Source organism: Azospirillum ramasamyi (assembly GCF_003233655.1).
Classification (GTDB): domain Bacteria; phylum Pseudomonadota; class Alphaproteobacteria; order Azospirillales; family Azospirillaceae; genus Azospirillum; species Azospirillum ramasamyi.
Genome location: NZ_CP029832.1, coordinates 292,769 through 312,258, shown reverse-complemented (window position 1 = coordinate 312,258; position 19,490 = coordinate 292,769). Strand labels below are relative to the sequence as shown.

Sequence of the window (19,490 nt, the reverse complement as noted above, 5' to 3'; positions counted from 1 at the left end):
CCTCACCCCGGCGGCGGGCGGTAGCCCGCGCTCGAATTGCCGAAATCGATCTTCGGAACGCCCAACTCCTCGACAAGCCACGTCGCGAAGCAGCGGAAGGCGTGTTTCCGCTCGGCTCCCTTCGGCCAGACCATCCAATGCGCGACATGCCGCAGGCTTTTCGAGCGCCCCTCCAATGGGGCCACCAGCTGGCCGGACTGCAGTTCGCGTTCCGCCAGACGGGTTGATTCCAGCACGACGCCGACCCCATTCACCGCTGCGGCGATCGCCATGAAGCTGCGGTCGAAGCGGGGGCCGGCCGGGGTGGCGGCTATGGAGGAATTGGCGTCGAACCACAGCGGCCAGGTCACACGGTTGTGGTCGCTGCGGACGAGCGGGACCGACAGGAGATCGTCGATGGCGGTGACGCGCGACGCGATGTGCGGCGCGCAGAGCGGGCAGACCGTCTCCTCGCCCAGCGGGATCGCAACAACATCGGACTGGCGCGGCTCCCCATAGACGATGGAGAGGTCGTATTCCTCTGACGGGAACAGGGGATAGTCCGGGCTGGCCGACAGCTTCAGCTCCACCGCCGGGAAAAGTCCCAGAAAGCGGCCGAGCCGCGGCGACAGCCATTGCGCTGCGAAGGACGGCGCGCAATGCACCCTGATCCGCGCCGGCCCGGCGGTCGTGATCTCCTGCAGGCCGCGTTGCAGCTGCTCGAAACCGCGCGTGACGTGCTGGTAGAGCGTCCGTCCTTCCGGCGTCGGTTCGATCTTTCGCGGTGACCGCTGGAACAGCACGGCTCCCAGCATGCGCTCCAGTTCCCGGATCGCGTGGCTGACCGCGGAGGGGGTGACCGCCATTTCCTGCGCCGCCGCGGCAAAGCTGCCCAGGCGGCAGGCCGCCTCGAAGGCGCGAAGCTGGGTCAGGGGAAGACGGCCGGCCATAGGTGAATCCAATTCATGACCTGTTGCAAATGATGCGTTTGCCAGATGGTCCGCAGCGGTGCAAGTCTTTCATCGCGTCGTGGCCCTTTGGAAGAACTCGGCAAGGAAAGAATCATCGTTTAGGCATGATCCAGAGATCAACCTGCCGGAACGGATAGTAAATCCGATATCGACCGAATGGCGGGTGCGGGAGCGGCATCCATGCCCGGCGCGTCCCCGCACGGCACCGGCGACGAATCGTCCTCACGAACTCCTTCGGTTCCCGCCGCGCCGGGGATCGGCTTCTCGACCAGAAAAGGCCCCAAGGACCATGCAGCAGCGTTCCCTTCTCGACGGCAAGGTCGCCGTGATCTCCGGCGCCGCCTCCCTCCGTGGCATCGGCATGGCGACCGCAAGGATGTTCGCCGAACAGGGCGCCAGAATCGCCATCCTCGATCTCGACGGCAAGGCCGCCGCCGATGCGGCGGCGCTGATCGGAGATGCGCATCGCGGCTATGCCTGCAACGTCACCGACCGCACCGCCTGCCAAACCGCGGTGGAGCGGGTCATTGCCGATTTCGGTCAGATCGACATCCTCGTCAACAACGCCGGCATCACCCAGCCGGCCAGGACCGTCGACATCGACCCGGAAAGCTGGGACCGCATCCTCGACGTCAACCTGCGCGGCGTGCTCTACCTGTCGCAGGCGGTGATCCCGCACATGCAGCGGCGCGGCCAGGGTTCCATCGCCTGCATGTCGTCGGTGTCGGCGCAGCGCGGCGGCGGCATCCTCGGCGGCCCGCATTATTCGGCGGCCAAGGCCGGCGTGCTCGGCCTCGCCAAGGCGATGGCGCGCGAACTGGGCAAGGACGGCATCCGCGTCAACTGCGTCACGCCCGGCCTGATCCAGACCGACATCAACGCCGGCAAGATCAGCGACGACAAGAAGGTGGAAATCCTGGCCGGCATCCCGCTGAACCGCCTAGGCAACGTCCAGGATGTGGCCGGCGCCTTCCTGTTCCTGGCCTCCGACCTGTCCGGCTACATCACCGGCGCGGTCATCGACGTCAATGGCGGCATGCTGATCCACGGCTGACCGCGCGGCCCCCGTCCTTCCCGATTTCCGACCATTCCTTCATCGACCGCCGCCCTCCCAAGCGGATGGCGGCGAGGAGACCTTCGCCATGCCCCCTGCTGCCGTCGATCCCCGCCTGATGGCGCATGCGATCCGCTTCCTGTCCATCGACGCCATCGAGCGCGCCACCGAAGGGCACCAGGGCGTGCCGCTGGGCATGGCGGAGATCGCCACGGCCCTGTTCACGCGGCATTTCAAATGCAATCCGGCCGATCCGCGCTGGCCGGACCGCGACCGCTTCGTCCTGTCGAACGGCCATGGGTCGATGCTGCTCTACTCCCTGCTCCACCTGCTGGGCTACGAGCGCATCTCCCTCGACCAGATCAGGAATTTCCGCGAACTCGGATCGCATTGCGCCGGCCATCCCGAATATGATCCCGACGCGGGCATCGAGGTCACCACCGGCCCGCTCGGCCAGGGCATCGCCAACGCCTTCGGCATGGCGGTCGCCGAAGCCTATCTGAACGCCAGATACGGCTCCGCCCTGGTGGACCACCACACCTATGCCTTCGTCGGCGACGGCTGCCTGCAGGAAGGCGTCGGGCAGGAGGTCATCCAGCTCGCCGGCCATCTGCGGCTGGGCAAGCTGGTCTTCTTCTGGGACGACAACAGCATCACCGACGACGGCGGCACCGTGCTGTCGATCAGCGAGGATGTCGCCGCCCGCTTCCGCGTCGCCGGCTGGCATGTGCAGGAGGTGGACGGCCATGACGTCGAGGCGGTGTCGGCGGCCATCGCGCTGGCCAAGAAGGATCCGCGCCCGTCGATGATCGCCTGCCGCACGGTGATCGCCCGCGGCATCCCGCGCCTGGAGGGTCAGCGCGGCGGCCACAGCGCCCGCCTGTTCAAGGAGGATCTGGAGGCGACGCGCGCCAATCTCGACTGGCCGTACCCGTCCTTCGCCGTCCCCGACGAGGTGCTGGCCGCCTGGCGCGACGCCGGTGCGCGCCATGGCGGCGAGTATGATGCGTGGCGCCGCCGCGTCGCCGCCTTGCCGGATGAGGAGCGCGCCGAGTTCACCCGCGTGATCGAGGGCCGGCTGCCCGACGGCTGGCGGGACGCGCTGCTCGCCTACAAGAAGCGCATGGCCGACGAAGGGGTTGCCCAGCCCTCCATCCAGGCGTCCGGCGACATCGCCACGCTGCTGGCCGACGCTCTGCCGGAGATGATGATCGGCTGCGCCGACCTGGAAGCGCCGACCAACCACAAGCGCACGCGCACCGCCTTTACCTTCGAAGACCCGGCCGGCACCTATGTCCATTGCGGCGTGCGCGAGCATGCGATGGGGGCGATGGTCAACGGCATGGCCGCGCATGGCGGCATCGTCCCGGTCAGCGTCACCTATCTGGCCTTCTCCGACTACCAGCGGCCGAGCCTGCGCATGGCGGCGCTGATGGGCCTGCCGGCGATCTACGTGTTCAGCCACGATTCCCTGGCGGTCGGCAAGAACGGGCCGACCCACCAGCCGGTGGAGATCCTCGCCTCCTTCCGGGCCATGCCGAACATCCTGGTGATGCGCCCGGCCGATGCGGTCGAAGCCGCCGAGTGCTGGGAGATCGCGCTGGAACACAGGACGGGGCCCAGCATGCTGGTCTGCTCCAAGCAGGCGCTGCCGCCGACCGGCCGTGCCTATGGGCCTGAGAACCTGACGCGGCGCGGCGCCTATGTGCTGGCCGAGGCCGAAGGCGGCAAGCGTCTGGTCACGCTGATGGCCACCGGGTCGGAGGTCGCGCTGGCCTTGGAGGCACGCCGGATCCTGCAGGCCGAGGGCATTCCCACCGCCGTGGTGTCGATGCCCTGCTGGGAACTGTTCGACAGGCAGGACGACGCCTACCGCGCGGAGGTGATCGGCTATGGCACGGTGCGCGTCGGCGTGGAGGCGGCGGTCCGGCTGGGCTGGGACAAATATGTCGGGGAGAATGGCGGTTTCATCGGCATGACGGGCTTCGGCGCCTCCGGCCCGGTCGATGCGCTGTTCGAGCGCTTCGGCATCACCGCGGCCCATATCGTGGCCGATGTGAAGCGCCGGCTCTGACCGCTCCACTCCCCCTATTCCCGACCAAGGACTTTACGATGCGCAAGATCGTCTTCCTCGACCGCGCCACCCTCGCTCCGCAGATCCGCCTACGCAGGCCGGGCTTCCCGCATGAGCTGGTCGAACATGCCCGGACGTTGCCGGATCAGGTGCTGGAGCGTCTGGCCGGTGCCGAGATCGCCATCGTCAACAAGGTGCAGCTGACCGCCGAACTTCTGGAACGGCTGCCGCAGTTGAAGCTGATCGCCGTCGCCGCCACCGGCACCGATTGCGTCGACAAGGAGTATTGCCGGACGCACGGCATCGCGGTGAGCAACATCCGCGGCTATGCCGTCAACACGGTGCCGGAACACACCTTCGCCCTGATGCTGGCGCTGCGCCGCAACATCGTGCCGTTCCGGCAGGATGTGCTGGACGGCGAATGGCAGCGGTCCGGCCAGTTCTGCTTCTTCAACCACCCGATCCACGACCTTCAGGGCGCCCGGCTCGGCATCATCGGCGAGGGTGTTCTCGGCCAGCGGGTCGCCGACATCGCCCGCGCCTTCGGCATGGTTCCGCTGTTCGCCGCGCACAAGGGCAAGTCCGGTCTCGGCCCGCTCTACACGCCGTGGGAGGTGGTGCTGGAGACCAGCGACGTCATCACCCTGCACAGCCCGCTCACGCCCGAGACGCGCGGCATGATCGCCATGCCCGAGTTCCGCCGGATGAAGCGCAAGCCGCTGATCATCAACACCGCGCGCGGCGGTCTGGTGGTCGAGGAGGATCTGGTGGCCGCCCTGGACGAGGGGCTGATCGCCGGGGCCGGCTTCGACGTGACGCTGCCCGAACCGCCGCCGGCGGACAGCCCGCTGATGCGCATCGCCGGACGGCCCAATGTCATCGTCACGCCGCATCTGGGCTGGGCATCGGACGAGGCGCAGCAGGCGCTGGCCGACCAGCTGATCGACAACATCGAGAATTTCGTCGCCGGCTCGCCCAGCAACCTCTTGACGGGCGCCTACTGACGCCGCGACGATGCCGGCGGGGTGGTCGGAAACCGACCGGCCGCCCTTCCTTTCTCAACGACGCAAACGGGGAACAGCATGATGGCCGCCGAGCCGCGCGACCTCCTGCGGCGGATGTTCGACGCCGCCATCGCTGCGGCGCAGCCCGCGCTTTGCCTGCCGGCGCATTTGCCGGAGCCGCCGAAGGGGCGACTGATCGTGATCGGCGCCGGCAAGGCGTCCGCCGCCATGGCGCGCGCGGTGGAGGACAACTGGCCGGGGCCGTTGTCGGGGCTCGTCATCACGCGCTATGGCTACGCCGTGCCCTGCGGGCGCATCCGCATCGTGGAAGCGGCCCATCCGGTGCCCGATGCCGCCGGCCTGGATGCGACCGGCGGGATTCTGGACCTGGTGCGCGGCCTGACGGCGGATGATCTGGTGCTCTGCCTGGTGTCCGGCGGCGGCTCGGCGCTGCTGACGCAGCCGTTCGACGGCCTGACGCTGGAGGACAAGCAGGCGGTCAACCGCGGCTTGCTCGCCTTCGGCGCGACCATCTCCGAAATGAACTGCGTGCGCCGCCACCTGTCGGCGGTGAAGGGCGGGCGGCTGGCCGCCGCCTGCGCCCCGGCGCGGGTGGTGACTCTGCTGATTTCCGACGTGCCGGGCGACAACCCGATGGACATCGCCTCCGGCCCGACCGTGGCGGACCCCACGACTTGCGCCGACGCGCTGGCGATCGTCCGGCGCTATGGCATCACGGTTCCGGCAGCGGTGCTGGAGGTGCTGGAGAGCGGTCGCGGCGAGAGCATCGATCCCGGCGACCCGCGGCTGGCCGTCGCCGAGACGCGGATCGTCGCCACGCCGCAAATGGCGCTGGAGGCCGCCGCGGCCGTGGCGCGCGAGGCCGGCTATCCCGTCCACATCCTGGGCGACGCCATCGAAGGCGAGGCCCGCGACGTCGGCAGGGCGATGGCCGGCATGGCGTTGCAGGTGGCGCGCCGGGGGCAGCCCTTCACCGCGCCCTGCGTGCTGCTGTCCGGCGGCGAGACCACGGTGACGCTGCGCGGTGCGGGCCGCGGCGGCCGCAATGTGGAATTCCTGCTGTCGCTCGGCGTGGCGCTGGACGGCTGCCCCGGCGTGCATGCCCTGGCCGGCGACACCGACGGCGTCGATGGGGTGGAGGAGATCGCCGGCGCCTATCTCGGCCCCGACAGTCTCGCACGGGCCTGGAAGCTCGGGCTTCGCCCGAAGGAGAGCCTTGCCGCCAATGACGGGCACGGCTTTTTCGAAAGGCTGGGCGACGGCATCGTCACCGGCCCGACCCTGACCAACGTCAATGATTTCCGCGCGATCCTGATCACCGGTTCCCGCTGATCCCATCGCTGCTCCCATCCTGCCGCAGGCTGCGCAGGACCGCATCGGCGGTGCGGCGGCTGTGGTCGGCCAGCAGGGCGGCGGTGGCAGCGGCGTCGCGGCGGCGCAGGGCATCCATAACCGCCTCATGCTCCGCCAGCGACTCTTGCCAGCGGTCGGTATCGTAATTCGCCAGCGAGCGCGCCCGGCCGAGCTGGGCGGCGAAGCCCCGATAGGTCGCCTCAAGCACCGGATTGCCGGACATGGCGATGATCCGGTCATGGATGCGGCGGTTGGTGGCGGAATAGGCCGCGCGCTCCCCCGCATGGAACTGGGCGACGAGGGCGTCGTGCAGCCGGTCCAGCTCCGCGAACGCCTCGGCCGAACCGTTGCCGCAGGCGAGCCGGCCGGCGAGGCTCTCCAGCGCCTCCATCACCTCGAAGATCGCGGCGATCTCCTTGGGATCGATGGGCGTCACCACCGCGCCGCGGTGCGGGCGCAGTTCCACCAGCCCTTCGGCCGCCAGCACGCGCAACGCCTCGCGCAACGGCGTGCGGGAGATGCCGAGCTGTGCGCACAGCTCCATTTCCGGCACGCGGCGGCCGGGCGGCAACTCCCCCTCCAGGATCATCGCCCGCAACTCCGCCACCGCGGAGTGATGCAGCGTTTCGCGGCGCAGGGGGCCGGCGGCGGTCTTTGCAGGGCTGTCCATGGTCGATCCGGCTGGTCTGTTCTGCTGCATAATTAGGCAATCCTGCTCAAACGATATCAAATGCTCAAAAACAAGGCGTGCAGCATCATTGATGACGCATCACTTCAAAAACAATATAAACAATTGAAATAGCTGGCAAATCCATAAAACAAGATATTGTATACAATCTGGCACAGGGCTTGCGACAGAGTTGGAAACGCAACCGTATCTGGAATCGAAGCCTCATGTCGATCCGGTCCCTCAGCCTGAACGCCGTCTCTGCCGCCGCGCTGGCTTTGACGCCCGAGCCTGCGAAGGGCGATCCGCCGTTGTCGGGCGGCATGAGCCGGACACCGATGCTCGGCAAGGCGGCCGGCCGCGCCCCGTGGGCGCGTGCCTGATCCCATCCATCCAAAGAAAGACCGATCCCGAGATGACCAAGCGCGTACTTCTGGGCATGCTGACCCCGTCCTCCAACACGGTGCTGGAACCGGTGACTGCCGCCATGCTGAGCGGCCTGCCGGAGGTGAGCGCCCATTTCGGCCGCTTCACCGTCAAGGAGATCTCGTTGCGCGCCGCGGCGCTCGACCAGTTCACCGACGCGCCCTTCCTCGACGCCGCCCGGCTGCTGGCCGATGCGCAATTGAACGTGATCGGCTGGAACGGCACCTCGGCCGGCTGGCTCGGCTTCGATGCCGACGTGAGGCTGTGCAAGGCGATCGAGGACGAGACGGGGATTCCCGCCTGCACCTCCATGCTGGCGCTGAACGAGATCCTGGAGGCGACGGGGCGCAAGCGCTTCGCCATCGTCAGCCCCTATCTGGACGAGATTCAGGACAAGATGGTCGCCAACTACAACGCCGCCGGGTTCGAGGTGGTGGCCGAACGTCACCTGAACGACCGCGGCAACTTCTCCTTCTCCGAGATCACCGAGGAGCGGATCGAGCGCATGTGCCTGGAGGTGGCGGAGGCCAAGCCGGAGGCCATCGCCATCATCTGCACCAACATGCGCGGCGCCCCGGTGGCGGAGCGGATGGAAAAGGCGCTGGGCATCCCCGTCTACGACACGGTCTCCACCGTGGTGTGGAAGGCGCTGCGCATGACCGGCGTCGACACCCGCCGGGTCCAGGGCTGGGGCAGCCTGTTCCGGGAACTGCACGGCTGACGCGACAGGAAGGGGAGGGAAGCATGGACTTCGATCTGGTCATCCGCAACGGCACGGTCGCCACCGCGTCGGACGTGTTCAAGGCCGATGTCGGCGTGAAGGACGGCAAGGTGGCGGCGCTCGGCAGCGGGCTCGCCGCCGGGCGGGAGGAGATCGACGCGGACGGGCTGCTGGTCCTGCCGGGCGGGGTCGACGGCCATGTCCATTTCGACCAGCCGACCGGCGACGAATCGGTCATGGCCGATGATTTCCTGTCGGGCACCCGCTCCGCGGCGTTCGGCGGCACCACCACGGTGCTGCCCTTCGCCTGCCAGCAGAAGGGCCAGTCGCTGCGCGCCGCGGTGGACGACTATCACCGCCGGGCCGCGGGCAAGCCGGTGATCGACTATGCCTTCCACCTGATCGTCACCGACCCGACCGAACAGGTCCTGGGGCAGGAACTGCCGGCGCTGATCCGCGACGGCTACACCTCCTTCAAGATCTACATGACCTACGACGCGCTGAAGCTGAACGACCGCCAGATCCTGGAGGTGCTGGACATCGCGCGGTCCGAGGGCGCCATGGTGATGATGCATGCGGAGAATGCCGACTGCATCGCCTGGCTGACCGAGAAGCTGGAGCGAGCCGGCCAGACCGCGCCGTTCTTCCATGGCGTCTCCCGTCCCCGCGTGGCGGAGCGCGAGGCGACCCACCGCGCCATTTCGCTGGCCGAGTTGGTGGATGTGCCGATCCTGATCGTCCATGTCTCCGGCGCCGACGCGGTTGAACAGATCCGCTGGGCCCAGGGCCGCGGCCTGCGCATCTATGCCGAGACCTGCCCGCAATATCTCTTCCTGACCGCCGACGATCTGGGCGGGGAGGGATTCGAGGGGGCGAAATGCGTCTGCTCGCCGCCGCCGCGCGACGCCGCCAACCAGAAGGTGATCTGGGACGGGCTGACCGGCGGCGCCTTCCAGATCTTCTCCTCCGACCATGCGCCGTTCCGGTTCGACGGGCCGGACGGCAAGAAGGTGAACGGCGAGAAGGCGCCCTTCCGCTGCGTGCCCAACGGCATTCCGGGGGTGGAGACGCGGCTGCCTCTGCTGTTCTCCGAAGGCGTGATGAAGGGCCGCATGGAGCTGACCAAGTTCGTCGAGCTGACCGCCGCCAATCCCGCCCGCATGTACGGCCTGCACCCGCGCAAGGGCACCATCGCCGTCGGGTCGGATGCCGACATCGCGATCTGGGATCCCGCGCGCAAGGTGACGATCACCAACGCCATCCTGCATCACGAGGTCGATTACACTCCCTATGAGGGGACCGAGGTCAGCGGCTGGCCGGTGGTCACGCTGTCGCGCGGCGAGGTGGTGTGCCGCGACGGCGAGCTTCTCGCGTCGCCCGGCCGCGGCGCCTTCCTGCCCTGCGGCCTGCCCGCTCCCGCCCGGCCGAAAGGAGCGCCGGCACCGGCATTGCCGTTCTGAAGCGAATTTGCATTCGCTTCAGAGTCATACGACCCCATTCGCCGGTCGGGCTTCGGCCGCATGAGCGGCCGGGGCCGCCGTCGCGGTCCAAAGCGGATTGCAATCCGCTTTAAGGATTGCGTTGCACTGCAAAATCAGTTCTATGACAAAAGGAAAGTTTTTGGGCGTCAGGTGAAAGGCCGAGCGGCAGGTTTGCTTTGGGCATCCTGCGAGCTCTCCTCATAAGCGGAAAATTAACGGGAAGGAGGTCACAATAATCGTGATGTTCCGGAACCGGTAGTTTTCGCGATGATCTCTCCCAGCGCTCCAGAAATCTTCGGTCGCGCGGCTGGCGATGCCCGCCGGCTCAACCTTGTCGGCCTGCTTTTTGCCGCAATGGTTGTGCTGGCCATCGCGTTCGTGATGTTCATGGCGCTGGAGACCGCAAGGCGGATCGACGGGACGGTGGCGGAGCGGACGAGGGCGGAGATCGTCGATGCGGTGGCAGATCTGGGCGCCGCGATGGGCAAGAGGGCCGAGGAATACAGCCTGTGGAACGACGCCGTCGACCGTCTGGTGGTGCGGTTCGACGGCGCCTGGGCCAACGCCAATGTCGGTCCCTATGCCGAACGCCTGTGGGGGCTGGACCGCTCCTATGCCTGGAACGGCAGCGACCGGCTGATCTATGCGTCGAAGGGCGGCGCCCTGCGCGGCGACCTGGATGCGGCGGCCCGGGAAGCGGCGGATTTGCGGCCGGTTCTGACGGCGGCGCGAACCGCCGGCCGGCCGGTCAGCGGCATCGTCCATATCGGGCAGACTCCCTTCGTCTTCGGCGCCCGCGTGATCGAGTACGAGGAGGGCCGCGCCGCCCTGCCGCCCGATCCGCAGAAGCCCGTCCAGGTCTTCCTGACCGCGCTGGAAGGCGAGTTGGCGAAGCTCGCCAAGTCGCGGCGGATCGCCGGCTTGCGCGTGGTCCCGCCCGACACGCCGGTTGTCCCGGCCCTGGCCAGCCTGCCCCTGGAGGCCATCGCGGATCAGCCGGTCGGCATCCTGACCTGGAAGCCGGAACAGCCCGGCGGCACGCTGGTCCGGCGGATCGCGCCTTATGCCGCCGGATTCGCGCTGGCCCTGCTGGCATTGCTCTTCCTGTTCCAGCGCGTCCTGCACCGGTTGAAGCGGCAGGAGCCGCTGCGCCTCAGCGAAGCGCGGCTGGCCCAGGCCCAGCGCGTCGCCCGGCTGGCCTACACCGTCCATCTGCCGGAGGAAGGGCTGGAGGTCTCGGCCAATTTCCGCGAGCTGGTCGGTCTGCCGGACGACACCGGTCCGCTCACCATCGGCCTCTATCTCGACCGGGTGAAGCCGGAGCAGCGGCTGGACGTGCAGGAGGCCTACCGCCGCGCCCGGACGGAGAACAGCCGCTTCGACATCGAATACCGCATCGTCCGGGCCGACGGCGGCCATCTCGACCTTCAGGAGGTGGGGGAGCCGTTCCACGATGCGGAGGGCCGAGTTCTGGGCCTGATCACCGCCATCCAGGACGTCACCGCCCGCCGCCTCGCGGAGGAGACCATCCGGCATCAGGCCAATTACGACGCCTTGACCGGGCTTCCCAACCGGCCGCTGTTCTACGACCGGCTGCGGCAGGCGCTGCGGCGGGCGGTGCGGCTGCGCAACCGGATGGCCCTGCTTTTCATCGACCTGAACCGCTTCAAGTGGGTCAACGATACGCTGGGCCACCAGACCGGCGACATGCTGCTGCGCGAGGCGGCGCAGCGGATGGCCGGCTGCCTGCGCAATTCGGAAACCATCGCCCGGATCGGCGGCGACGAGTTCACGGTGATCCTGTCCGACATCGGCGACCGCGAGGATGCCGAGCGGGTGGCCCGCCGCCTGCTCGACTGCCTGTCGGAGCCGTTCCGCATCGCCGGCCAGACCCTGCACATCTCCGCCAGCATCGGCATCACCGTCGCCCCCGACCAGGGTAGCGATCCCGAGCGTCTGGTGAAGAACGCCGACGTCGCGATGTACCACGCCAAGCGCTGCGGCACCGCAAACTGGACCTTCTACGACCCCGCGATGGATGCCGACGCCCTGGCGCATCTGCAGCTGGAAAATGAACTGCACGAGGCGGTGACCAAGGGCCAGCTTGCGCTGTTCCTCCAGCCGGTGGTGGATGTCGCCAGCGGGCGGCTGGCCGGCGCCGAGGCGGAACTGCGCTGGAACCATCCCGACCGCGGTTTGCTTTCCGCCGGTCAATTCCTCCATCTTGCCGAGGCGAATGGACTGATCTTGACGGTCGGCGGCTGGCTGCTGGATGCCGCCTGCCGCCAACTGGCGGACTGGCGCAATCGCGGGGCCGCCGGCTTGCGTCTGACCGTCCCGGTGTCCCCCCTGCAGATCCGGCATGTCGGCTTCGCGGAGCAGGTCGCCGGCAGTCTCGCCCGCCACGGCGTTCCGCCGGACCGGCTGATCCTGGAACTGCCGGAATCCGCCATGCTGTCGCCGCCGGATGAGACGACACGGACGATGCAGACGTTGCGGACGCGGGGGATCGCGTTCTCGATCGGCGGATTCGGCACCGGCTATGCGTCGCTTGGCCACCTGCGGCGGCTGCCGGTGGAGTTCCTGAAGATCGATCAGGCCATCCTGCAGGACATGGCGCGGAATCCGGGCAACCAGGGGATGCTGCGCGCCATCGTGGAGCTGGCCCGCAGCATGAACCTGACGGTGATCGCGGAAGGGATCGAGACGGGGGAACAGCAGGCGCTGGCCGGCGAGGTGCGCTGCGTCTATGCCCAGGGCCGCTATCTCGGCCATGCGGTGCCGGCCGAATCCTTCGACCCGACGCAGACCGCCGCGGGAAGCGGGCGGCTCTGCCCGGCGGACGGCGAGGATCGTCTCTGACGCCGTCACGCCACCCGCTTCCAGCGGGAAGCCCCCGAGGGCCCGCATCATCTAGGGCAAACCCCAATGTACAGTATTAGGATATCCGAATGAGAATTCCCGACCGAGACTGAACAGGACGAAGGAGGCGGCAGGGTGGGGGAACCGGACGCCACGGTGCCGATCATGACGGCCTTGGCCGGCGGTGTGGGGCTGCTGGCCCTGATGACCCTCGCTTACGGCACCGTCCTCTGCCGGCTGGGTGAACGTCCTCTGTTGCGGCGGATCGGCCTGGGGCTGATGTTCGGGGCCGGCGGGGTCGCGGCGATGCTGCAGTCGGTTCCGGTGGCGCCCGGCGTCTATCTGGACGTGAAGGCGGTCCCGGTTGCGCTGGCCGCTCCCTTCGGAGGCACGCTGGCCGCCTTCCTGGCCGCCGGCATCGTTGCGACGGGCCGGATCGCGGTCGGCGGCGCCGGTATGCTTCCCGGCGTGACCGGCATCCTGCTGTCCGGTGCCGCCGGATTGCTGATGGCCCGGCTGGTGCCCTCCGTCGAGTGGCGGGGGGCACGGCCGCTGTTCCTGCTCGCTCCCCTTTCCGCGCTCAACACGCTCGGGATCTTCGCGCTGCCCTGGGGCGAGGCGCTGCCGGCCTTCACCCATGGCGGGTTGCCGGTCGCCCTCTTCACGGTGGCCGGCATCCTGATGCTGGGAACGATGCTGGCCCGCGAGCGCCGCCGCGTCGACACCGAGCGGGTTCTCCGCGACGCGGCGCTCAGCGATCCGCTGACCGGCCTCGCCAACCGCCGGGCCTTCTTCGGAGCCATCGACCGCGAGGTTGCCGGCGCGCTGCGCCGCGACGCGCCGATGTCGCTTCTCCTGCTGGATATCGATCATTTCAAGGAGGTCAACGACGCCCGCGGGCATGACGCCGGTGATGCGGTGCTGGTGGCGCTGAGCCGCGTTTTGCGGCACGGCGTGCGCCAGAGCGACCTCGTTGCCCGCTTCGGCGGCGAGGAATTCGCCATCCTGCTGCCCTGCACGTCGCTGGAGGGTGCCTTTCTGCTCGCCGAGCGCCTGCGCTGTGCGGTGCGCGAATGCCGCGTCGAGCATGACGGCGCGCTGCTGCATGTGACCGTCAGCATCGGCGTGTCCGCCCTCTCCGCGGATGCGGGCCGCCCCGATACCCTGATAAAGGCGGCGGACATGGCGCTCTACCGCGCCAAGTCGCACGGCCGCGACCGGGTATGCCGCGATCGTGCGCTCTGCCAGCCTGAAGCGGTGCCGGTGACATAGAGCCTGACCGGTTCCGGCGGAAGCGCTTGAACCGTGAATGATATGGTTAAGCCGAACGCCAGGGGCGGCTCGCGGCCGTCACTCCGCTTGCCGGGCGCGGGGGGAGGCGCAGGCCGCGGCGACCACGTCGCCGGTGCGGCCGACATGGCGGACGAACAGATGCTCCACCGTTTTGCTGTCGCGGGCTTCCAGCGCCGCCAGGATCTCGCGGTGCTCCAGCACCGATTCCTTCCACCGCCCCTGGGCGCCCAGTGCAAAATAGCGTGCCCGCACCAGCCGGCCGAGCAGCCGGTCATGCACCTCCACCAGCGCCGGGTTCTTGGCGCAGGACACGATCAGCCGGTGAATCTTCTGGTTGATCGCGAAATACTCCTCCAGCGCGCCGGCCCCCTGCAGGGCTTCGATCTTCTCCTGGAAGCCGCGCAGGCGGCGAAGGTCGGCGGCGGTCATCCGTTCGGCGGCGAGCCGGGCGGCGAAGCTCTCGATGCAGCCCTCCACCTCGAACAGGTGGGTCAGTTCGGCGGCATCGAGCGGGGCGACGATGGCGTTGCGGTTGGGCCGCAGCATCACCAGCCCGTCGGCCGCCAGCAGCTTCAGCGCCTCGCGCAACGGCGTGCGGGAAATGCCGAGCTTCTCGCTCAGCTCCGGTTCGATCAGGCGGGAGGACGGCGCCAGCTCGCCATAGATGATCATGTCGCGCAGCCGGTCAACCGCCATGTCCGCCAAGGGCGGCGGCGGCACCGCCCGTCGTCGGCGCGGCGGAGCGGTGTCCGGCCTGTCGCTTGGGCTGTCGCCCGGCCTGTCGCTTGGGCTGTCGCCCGGCCTGTCGCTTGGGCTGTCGCCCGAACTGTCGTCGTCGAAGCTCATGGTCGGGCTCATGGCTGGGAATCCGGTTGGCCGGCGGCGAGCGTTTTCTCTGCGAAGGCGGCGAAGCGCAGCACCCGGCGGTCCATTCCGCGCGGTGCGACGATCTGCAACCCGACCGGCAGCCCGCCGTGCCCCGTCCCGCAGGGCAGGCTGAGCGCCGGGACCTTGGCGTGGTTGAACAGCGGCGTGAAGACGGCGTGCGCCCGCGGCGGCACCGGCTGTCCGCCGATGGTTTCCGGTCCCAGCCGGTCCAGCGGCCAGGCGACGCAGGGCGTGGTCGGCCCGACGATCAGGTCCACCCCCGCGAACTGCGCAGCCAGCGCGCGGCCGGTCTCGACGCCGAGCAGCTGGGCCGCCGCGACCTCCGCCGCGGTCAGCGACAGGCCGCGTTCGATCTGCACGGCGATGTCGGGGTCGAACAGGCCCGGGTCGCGGCGGAAGGCCTCGCCATACAGAGCGGCCAGCCCGGCATGCTGCAGCGGCATCAGCGCCGTTTCGGTGATGCCCGCCGGCCAGCGCGGGAAGGAGCCTGCCGGACGGACGATGCGGGCACCGGCGGCGGCCAGCGCCTCCACCGCCCGCTCCACCGCCTCGCGCACGTCGTCGTCCACCGGGGCGTCCAGGCCGAAGGTCGGGCTGTAGGCGACGGTCAGGGACGCGATCGGACGCTCCTCCGCCGGGGCGATCGCGGCGCTGTCGGGATCGCGGGGGTCCGGTCCGGCCAGCGCCTCGAACATCAGGGCGGTGTCGGCGACATCGGCGGCGATGGGCGCCAACACCGCGATGCCGGTGAAGGGCTCGGCGAAGCCGGGACCGTAGGGGATGGCGCCGAAGCCGGGCTTGAAGCCGACCGCGCCGACATGGGCCGGCGGGCGGCGGCTCGACCCGCCGGCATCGGTGCCGAGCGCCAGCGGCACCAGTCCGCCCGCCACCGCCGCCGCCGGCCCGCCGCTGGAGCCGCCGGGGGTCAGCTTCGGGTCCATCGGGTGGCGGGTCGGGCCGAACAGCGGGTTGGTGGTGACGCCCTTGCAGGCGAATTCCGAGGTGTTGGCCATGCCGACGATGACCGCGCCGGCGCGGCGCAGCCGTTCCACCGCGATGGCGTCGCCGGTGGCGTGGAAGTCGGCGAACAGGCGCGATCCCTGGGTGACGCGGCGTCCGGCGACCCAGATGGTGTCCTTGACGGCCACCGGAACGCCGGCCAGCGGCAGATCCTCCCCGGCGGCAAGGCGGCGGTCCACCGCCTCGGACTCGGCCAGCGCCTGTTCGGCATGGACGGCGACCAGGGCGTTCAGCGCCGGGTTGCCGGCGGCGATGCGGTCGAGCGCCGCCTCGGTCACGGCGCGGGCGCTGCTGCGTCCGCCGCGCACGGCGTCGGCCAGGGATACGGCGCGAAGGGGATGGGTCATCGCTTGTCTCCGAGAAGGCTCAATCCCGCCAGCGCCGCCAGCAGGCTGACCACGAGATAGCCGGTGGCGAGGCTGCTGACTGCGGCGGCCGCGACCAGCAGGAGCGGGCCGACGATCAGCCCGGCGAAGCCGCCGACCAGCACCGCCCCGGTCGCCTCGCCGATGCGTCCCGCCGGCGCCAGCCGCGCCACCTCCGCCAGGAAGATGCCGTTCCAGCCGCTGGCGGTCAGCCCGAACAGGAAGGTCGCCACGGCGAGCACCGGGAAGGGCAGGGAGGCGCCGGCCAGCGCCACCAGCGCCGATGCCGCCGCCATGCCCAGCCCCAGCAGCCCGACCAGCCGGCGCGGCGCCACCCAGCGCGAGGCGACCACGCCCCAGCCGAGCCGTCCGGCCAGGCCGCCCGCCTGCCCGGCAGCCAGCGCCACCCCGGCGGCGACATGCTCCAGCCCCAGCTCCGCCACCGCGAAGACGACGAAGAAGCCGTTCAGCGTCAGCTGGCTCGCCGAATAGGGGAAGGAGGCCAGTGCCAGACGCCGCAGGGCCGGGTCGCCGCGCAGCAGCCGGATCGCCGACACCAGCCCGAAGGCCGTCGTGGCGGATCGCGTCAGCGGATCGTAGACCGTCCGCAGCCGCTCGAAGGGCAGGACGCAGACCAGGGCCAGCGCGGCGATGGCGGCGTAGCCGGCGCGCGGATCGGCGACGGCGGCCAGCAGCGGCAGGGCCAGCGATCCGGCCATCGCGCCGATCTGGTTGCCGGTCTGCCGGACGGAGAACACCATCGGCCGGTCGGCCTCCCGCACCAGCCGGCCAAGGATGGCGGCGCTGGCCGGCGTCTCCGGCCCGCAGGCCAGCCCGATGGCGACTCCCGCCGCCAGCATCGCCAGGGCGCCGCTCCCCATCATCGCGCACAGCATGGCCGCGGCCACCGCCACCGCGCAGAAGCTGGCGACGCGGAAGGAGCCCAGCCGCCCGGCCAGCACCCCGCCGCCCAGCGACGCCGCCATTCCCACCGCGAAGCCGGTGGTGGTGAACAGCCCCAGCCCCGCCGGGTCGATTCCCATCCGCGGCGCCAGCACGCCCGGCGCGAACAGGGCGAGCGCCACCAGCGCCTGCAGACCGGTCATTCCGATCAGCGCCGGCAGGAGCGGAGGCATCGCCGGAGGCTTGGCCGGCGCTGGCGCAACCGCCGCCGTCTCGGCTACCATTGCGGAAACTCTGACCCGGAGGCGGCATGGCTGGCGGTATTTCGATTCACGGCGTGGACGTGGCGCGCGGCGTCGCCGCCGAAGGGCTGCGGGTGGAGCTTTACGCCCTGACGCCCGGCCGGCGCCTGCTGGCCGAGGGCCGTCTCGGCGCCAACGGGCAGCTCGACCACCCGACCGTCCGCGGCGAGGGCATCGCTCCCGGCCCGCACGAAGTGCTGTTCCATGTCGGCGACTGGCTGCGCGCGGCCGGATATCCGGAGGAGCAGACCCGCTTCCTCGACATCATGCCCTTCCGCTTCAAAGTGACCGACCTGGACCGCCATCTGCATCTGCCCTTCAAATTCACACCCTACGGGGTCTCGCTCTTTCTGGGTGTATAGGCGGGGTCAGGTCAACCTCTTGGATAGGCCGGCGACCCGTTCCATGACCAGCATCAGCGCGATGGTCGCCACGATCAGCACACCCGACAGCGCCGCGACCGTCACGTCGAGCTTGCCTTCCAGATCCTGCCACATGCGGATCGGCAGCATGTCGGTCGCCGCGTCGCGCAGGAACAGCGAGACGGGCACATTGTCGAAGGACGCCATGAAGGCGATGAATCCGCCGGCCATGATGCCCGGTCGGATCAGCGGCAGGGTGATGCGGCGGAAGGTGAACCAGCGGGTGGCGCCCAGGCTGGCCGACGCCTCCAGCAGGGTCGGGTTCATCTGCGCCAGCGAGGCGACGGTGTTGCGCACCACGAAGGGCACCGACACCACGGTGTGGCCGATGATGAGGGTCAGCGGCGACACCGGCACGCCGACCAGCGAGAAGAACATCAGCGACGACAGCCCGAAGGCGAGCGCCGGCAGCACCAGCGGCGACAGGAACAGGCTGTCCAGCACCCGCGCCGTCAGGCTGGCCGAGCGCGCGATGCCGAGCGAGGCGGCAACGCCCAGCAGGATCGACAGCGCGGTCGCCCAGGCCGCCACCTTCAGGCTGTTCATCAGGGCGAACTGGAGCTGCCAGGCCTCCCACAGCTCGGCGTACCAGCGCAGCGAATAGCCGGGCGGCGGAAACTTCAGCGAATATCCGCTGGTGAAGGACACCCAGATCACCACGACCGTGGGGGCCGCCAGCAGCAGCAGGGCCAGCAGCGCCACCCCGGTCATGACGATGCGGTAACTCAGCGAGTCGAGGTCGAAACGGCGGTTGCTCATATCCGGTCCCCTGCTGGTCAGGCGCTGGTGTAGCCGCGCGACAGGCGGCCCAGCACGTTGAAGATCGACACCACCACCAGCACCGCGACCAGGAAGATGACGGAGATCGCGGCGGCGAAGGGCCAGTTCTGCAGGGTCGAGGCCTGCTGGTAGATGTACATCGGCATGAACAGCATCTGCCCGCCGCCGATCAGGCTCTGGGTGATGAAGGCGGTGATGGCCGCGGCATAGGTCAGCAGGCAGCCGGCGATGATCCCCGGCAGCGACAGCGGCAGGATCACCTTGCGGAAGGTGCGCCAATGCCCGGCCCCCAGCACGGAGGAGGCGTCGGCGAGGTTCGGGTCGATCCGGTTCAGCGCGGTGATCAGCGGCAGCACCATCAGCGGCATCTGCACCTGCGCCAGGGCGACCACCAGCCCGCCTTCGGTGTAGAGAAGCTTCAGCGGCGTGTCGATCAGCCCCAGCTCGAGCAGCGAGGCGTTGACGATCCCCTGCCGCCCCAGGATGACCACCCAGGCGAAGGTGCGCACCACCACGCTGGTCAGCAGCGGCAGCAGCACCAGCAGCATGATGACCCCCTTGGCCCAGCCGGGAGAGCGCTGGTGCAGCCACGCCACCGGATAGCCCAGCAGCAGGGTCAGCGCCGTCACCTTCACCCCCAGCCACAGCGTCGATCCCAGCACGCCGAGGCTGAAGCTGTCGCCGAGGAAGTTGACGTATTGGGTCAGTCCGAACTGTCCGCCCTGCGGGTCGGTCTGGAAGCTCAGCGCGAGCAGGATGACCAGCGGCGTGACGAAGAAGACGACGAACCCCGCCGCCAGCGGAGCCGCCAGTTTCAGGTCGTAGGTGGTGACGTTGCGCAGCGTCGCGGCCATTGGGGAGGTCCTTTCCGGTATCCCTCTCCCGCCCCGGGAGAGGGAGGGAG

General features: G+C 69.4%; 17 protein-coding genes. 10 read left to right on the top strand and 7 right to left on the bottom strand.

What is annotated here, in order from left to right:
• Positions 1 to 2 precede the first annotated feature (2 nt).
• Entirely contained in the window at positions 3 to 929 is a 927-nt protein-coding gene (locus DM194_RS20765; RefSeq protein ID WP_111069467.1) for a LysR substrate-binding domain-containing protein, read from the bottom strand.
• Positions 930 to 1,239: 310 nt separating this feature from the next.
• Between DM194_RS20765 and DM194_RS20760 the strand changes: the two genes are divergently transcribed.
• From DM194_RS20760 to DM194_RS20745, 4 genes are all read left to right on the top strand, one after another.
• Positions 1,240 to 2,004: an SDR family NAD(P)-dependent oxidoreductase gene (locus DM194_RS20760; RefSeq protein ID WP_111069466.1), complete on the top strand. Its 765-nt coding sequence runs from the start codon at positions 1,240 to 1,242 to the stop codon at positions 2,002 to 2,004.
• An 88-nt stretch (positions 2,005 to 2,092) separates the two neighbouring features.
• Positions 2,093 to 4,078 (top strand): transketolase, encoded by a 1,986-nt coding sequence (gene tkt, locus DM194_RS20755; protein ID WP_111069465.1) that lies wholly within the window; start codon positions 2,093 to 2,095, stop codon positions 4,076 to 4,078.
• A 38-nt stretch (positions 4,079 to 4,116) separates the two neighbouring features.
• On the top strand, positions 4,117 to 5,082 hold the full coding sequence (locus DM194_RS20750; protein ID WP_111069464.1) for a D-2-hydroxyacid dehydrogenase: 966 nt from the start codon (positions 4,117 to 4,119) through the stop codon (positions 5,080 to 5,082).
• Positions 5,083 to 5,163: 81 nt separating this feature from the next.
• A complete protein-coding gene (locus DM194_RS20745; protein ID WP_425457319.1) occupies positions 5,164 to 6,435 on the top strand; it encodes a glycerate kinase type-2 family protein in 1,272 nt (423 codons plus the stop codon).
• Here DM194_RS20745 and DM194_RS20740 read toward each other — a convergent pair.
• A complete protein-coding gene (locus DM194_RS20740) occupies positions 6,419 to 7,126 on the bottom strand; it encodes a GntR family transcriptional regulator (RefSeq protein WP_111069462.1) in 708 nt (235 codons plus the stop codon). The genes DM194_RS20745 and DM194_RS20740 overlap by 17 nt on opposite strands.
• Before the next feature lie 224 nt (positions 7,127 to 7,350).
• Between DM194_RS20740 and DM194_RS28270 the strand changes: the two genes are divergently transcribed.
• The 5 genes from DM194_RS28270 to DM194_RS20720 all read left to right on the top strand — a co-directional run bounded on the left by DM194_RS28270 (position 7,351) and on the right by DM194_RS20720 (position 13,885).
• A complete protein-coding gene (locus DM194_RS28270) occupies positions 7,351 to 7,506 on the top strand; it encodes a hypothetical protein (protein ID WP_162630135.1) in 156 nt (51 codons plus the stop codon).
• 32 nt (positions 7,507 to 7,538) lie between these two features.
• Positions 7,539 to 8,270, top strand: a complete 732-nt coding sequence (locus DM194_RS20735; protein WP_111069461.1) for a maleate cis-trans isomerase family protein — start codon at positions 7,539 to 7,541, stop codon at positions 8,268 to 8,270.
• A 23-nt stretch (positions 8,271 to 8,293) separates the two neighbouring features.
• Complete coding sequence (gene hydA, locus DM194_RS20730; protein WP_111069460.1) at positions 8,294 to 9,730, top strand: dihydropyrimidinase; 1,437 nt, start codon at positions 8,294 to 8,296, stop codon at positions 9,728 to 9,730.
• A 288-nt stretch (positions 9,731 to 10,018) separates the two neighbouring features.
• Positions 10,019 to 12,613 (top strand): bifunctional diguanylate cyclase/phosphodiesterase, encoded by a 2,595-nt coding sequence (locus DM194_RS20725; RefSeq protein WP_111069459.1) that lies wholly within the window; start codon positions 10,019 to 10,021, stop codon positions 12,611 to 12,613.
• A 135-nt stretch (positions 12,614 to 12,748) separates the two neighbouring features.
• Positions 12,749 to 13,885: a GGDEF domain-containing protein gene (locus DM194_RS20720; RefSeq protein ID WP_246024543.1), complete on the top strand. Its 1,137-nt coding sequence runs from the start codon at positions 12,749 to 12,751 to the stop codon at positions 13,883 to 13,885.
• Positions 13,886 to 13,963: 78 nt separating this feature from the next.
• On the opposite strand, the gene DM194_RS20715 is transcribed toward DM194_RS20720, so the two are convergent.
• Genes DM194_RS20715 through DM194_RS20705 form a run of 3 tightly spaced genes read right to left on the bottom strand, consistent with a single transcriptional unit; the run spans position 13,964 to position 17,315 of the window.
• On the bottom strand, positions 13,964 to 14,764 hold the full coding sequence (locus DM194_RS20715; protein WP_246024542.1) for a GntR family transcriptional regulator: 801 nt from the start codon (positions 14,762 to 14,764) through the stop codon (positions 13,964 to 13,966).
• Positions 14,761 to 16,161: an amidase gene (locus DM194_RS20710; RefSeq protein ID WP_111069457.1), complete on the bottom strand. Its 1,401-nt coding sequence runs from the start codon at positions 16,159 to 16,161 to the stop codon at positions 14,761 to 14,763. The genes DM194_RS20715 and DM194_RS20710 overlap by 4 nt, the downstream gene beginning before the upstream one ends.
• The gene (locus DM194_RS20705; protein WP_246024541.1) at positions 16,158 to 17,315 is read right to left on the bottom strand and encodes an MFS transporter; all 1,158 of its coding nucleotides are present in this window, start codon (positions 17,313 to 17,315) and stop codon (positions 16,158 to 16,160) included. Before DM194_RS20705 ends, DM194_RS20710 begins: the two co-directional genes overlap by 4 nt.
• A gap of 77 nt (positions 17,316 to 17,392) precedes the next feature.
• Here DM194_RS20705 and DM194_RS20700 point away from each other — a divergent pair, with 77 nt between their 5' ends.
• Entirely contained in the window at positions 17,393 to 17,746 is a 354-nt protein-coding gene (locus tag DM194_RS20700) for a hydroxyisourate hydrolase (protein ID WP_111069455.1), read from the top strand.
• A gap of 6 nt (positions 17,747 to 17,752) precedes the next feature.
• On the opposite strand, the gene DM194_RS20695 is transcribed toward DM194_RS20700, so the two are convergent.
• Positions 17,753 to 18,565 (bottom strand): ABC transporter permease, encoded by an 813-nt coding sequence (locus DM194_RS20695; protein ID WP_111069454.1) that lies wholly within the window; start codon positions 18,563 to 18,565, stop codon positions 17,753 to 17,755.
• 17 nt (positions 18,566 to 18,582) lie between these two features.
• On the bottom strand, positions 18,583 to 19,440 hold the full coding sequence (locus DM194_RS20690) for an ABC transporter permease (RefSeq protein WP_111069453.1): 858 nt from the start codon (positions 19,438 to 19,440) through the stop codon (positions 18,583 to 18,585).
• Positions 19,441 to 19,490 lie beyond the last annotated feature (50 nt).

Coding starts and splice junctions, on each gene's coding strand:
- DM194_RS20760 (WP_111069466.1), top strand. CDS start 1,240: ATGCAGCAGCGTTCCCTTCTCGACGGCAAGGTCGCCGTGATCTCCGGC.
- DM194_RS20695 (WP_111069454.1), bottom strand. CDS start 18,565: ATGAGCAACCGCCGTTTCGACCTCGACTCGCTGAGTTACCGCATCGTC.
- DM194_RS20745 (WP_425457319.1), top strand. CDS start 5,164: ATGGCCGCCGAGCCGCGCGACCTCCTGCGGCGGATGTTCGACGCCGCC.
- DM194_RS20725 (WP_111069459.1), top strand. CDS start 10,019: ATGATCTCTCCCAGCGCTCCAGAAATCTTCGGTCGCGCGGCTGGCGAT.
- DM194_RS20690 (WP_111069453.1), bottom strand. CDS start 19,440: ATGGCCGCGACGCTGCGCAACGTCACCACCTACGACCTGAAACTGGCG.
- DM194_RS20750 (WP_111069464.1), top strand. CDS start 4,117: ATGCGCAAGATCGTCTTCCTCGACCGCGCCACCCTCGCTCCGCAGATC.
- DM194_RS20740 (WP_111069462.1), bottom strand. CDS start 7,126: ATGGACAGCCCTGCAAAGACCGCCGCCGGCCCCCTGCGCCGCGAAACG.
- DM194_RS20715 (WP_246024542.1), bottom strand. CDS start 14,764: ATGAGCCCGACCATGAGCTTCGACGACGACAGTTCGGGCGACAGCCCA.
- DM194_RS20710 (WP_111069457.1), bottom strand. CDS start 16,161: ATGACCCATCCCCTTCGCGCCGTATCCCTGGCCGACGCCGTGCGCGGC.
- hydA (WP_111069460.1), top strand. CDS start 8,294: ATGGACTTCGATCTGGTCATCCGCAACGGCACGGTCGCCACCGCGTCG.
- DM194_RS20735 (WP_111069461.1), top strand. CDS start 7,539: ATGACCAAGCGCGTACTTCTGGGCATGCTGACCCCGTCCTCCAACACG.
- tkt (WP_111069465.1), top strand. CDS start 2,093: ATGCCCCCTGCTGCCGTCGATCCCCGCCTGATGGCGCATGCGATCCGC.
- DM194_RS20765 (WP_111069467.1), bottom strand. CDS start 929: ATGGCCGGCCGTCTTCCCCTGACCCAGCTTCGCGCCTTCGAGGCGGCC.
- DM194_RS20705 (WP_246024541.1), bottom strand. CDS start 17,315: ATGCCTCCGCTCCTGCCGGCGCTGATCGGAATGACCGGTCTGCAGGCG.
- DM194_RS20700 (WP_111069455.1), top strand. CDS start 17,393: ATGGCTGGCGGTATTTCGATTCACGGCGTGGACGTGGCGCGCGGCGTC.
- DM194_RS28270 (WP_162630135.1), top strand. CDS start 7,351: ATGTCGATCCGGTCCCTCAGCCTGAACGCCGTCTCTGCCGCCGCGCTG.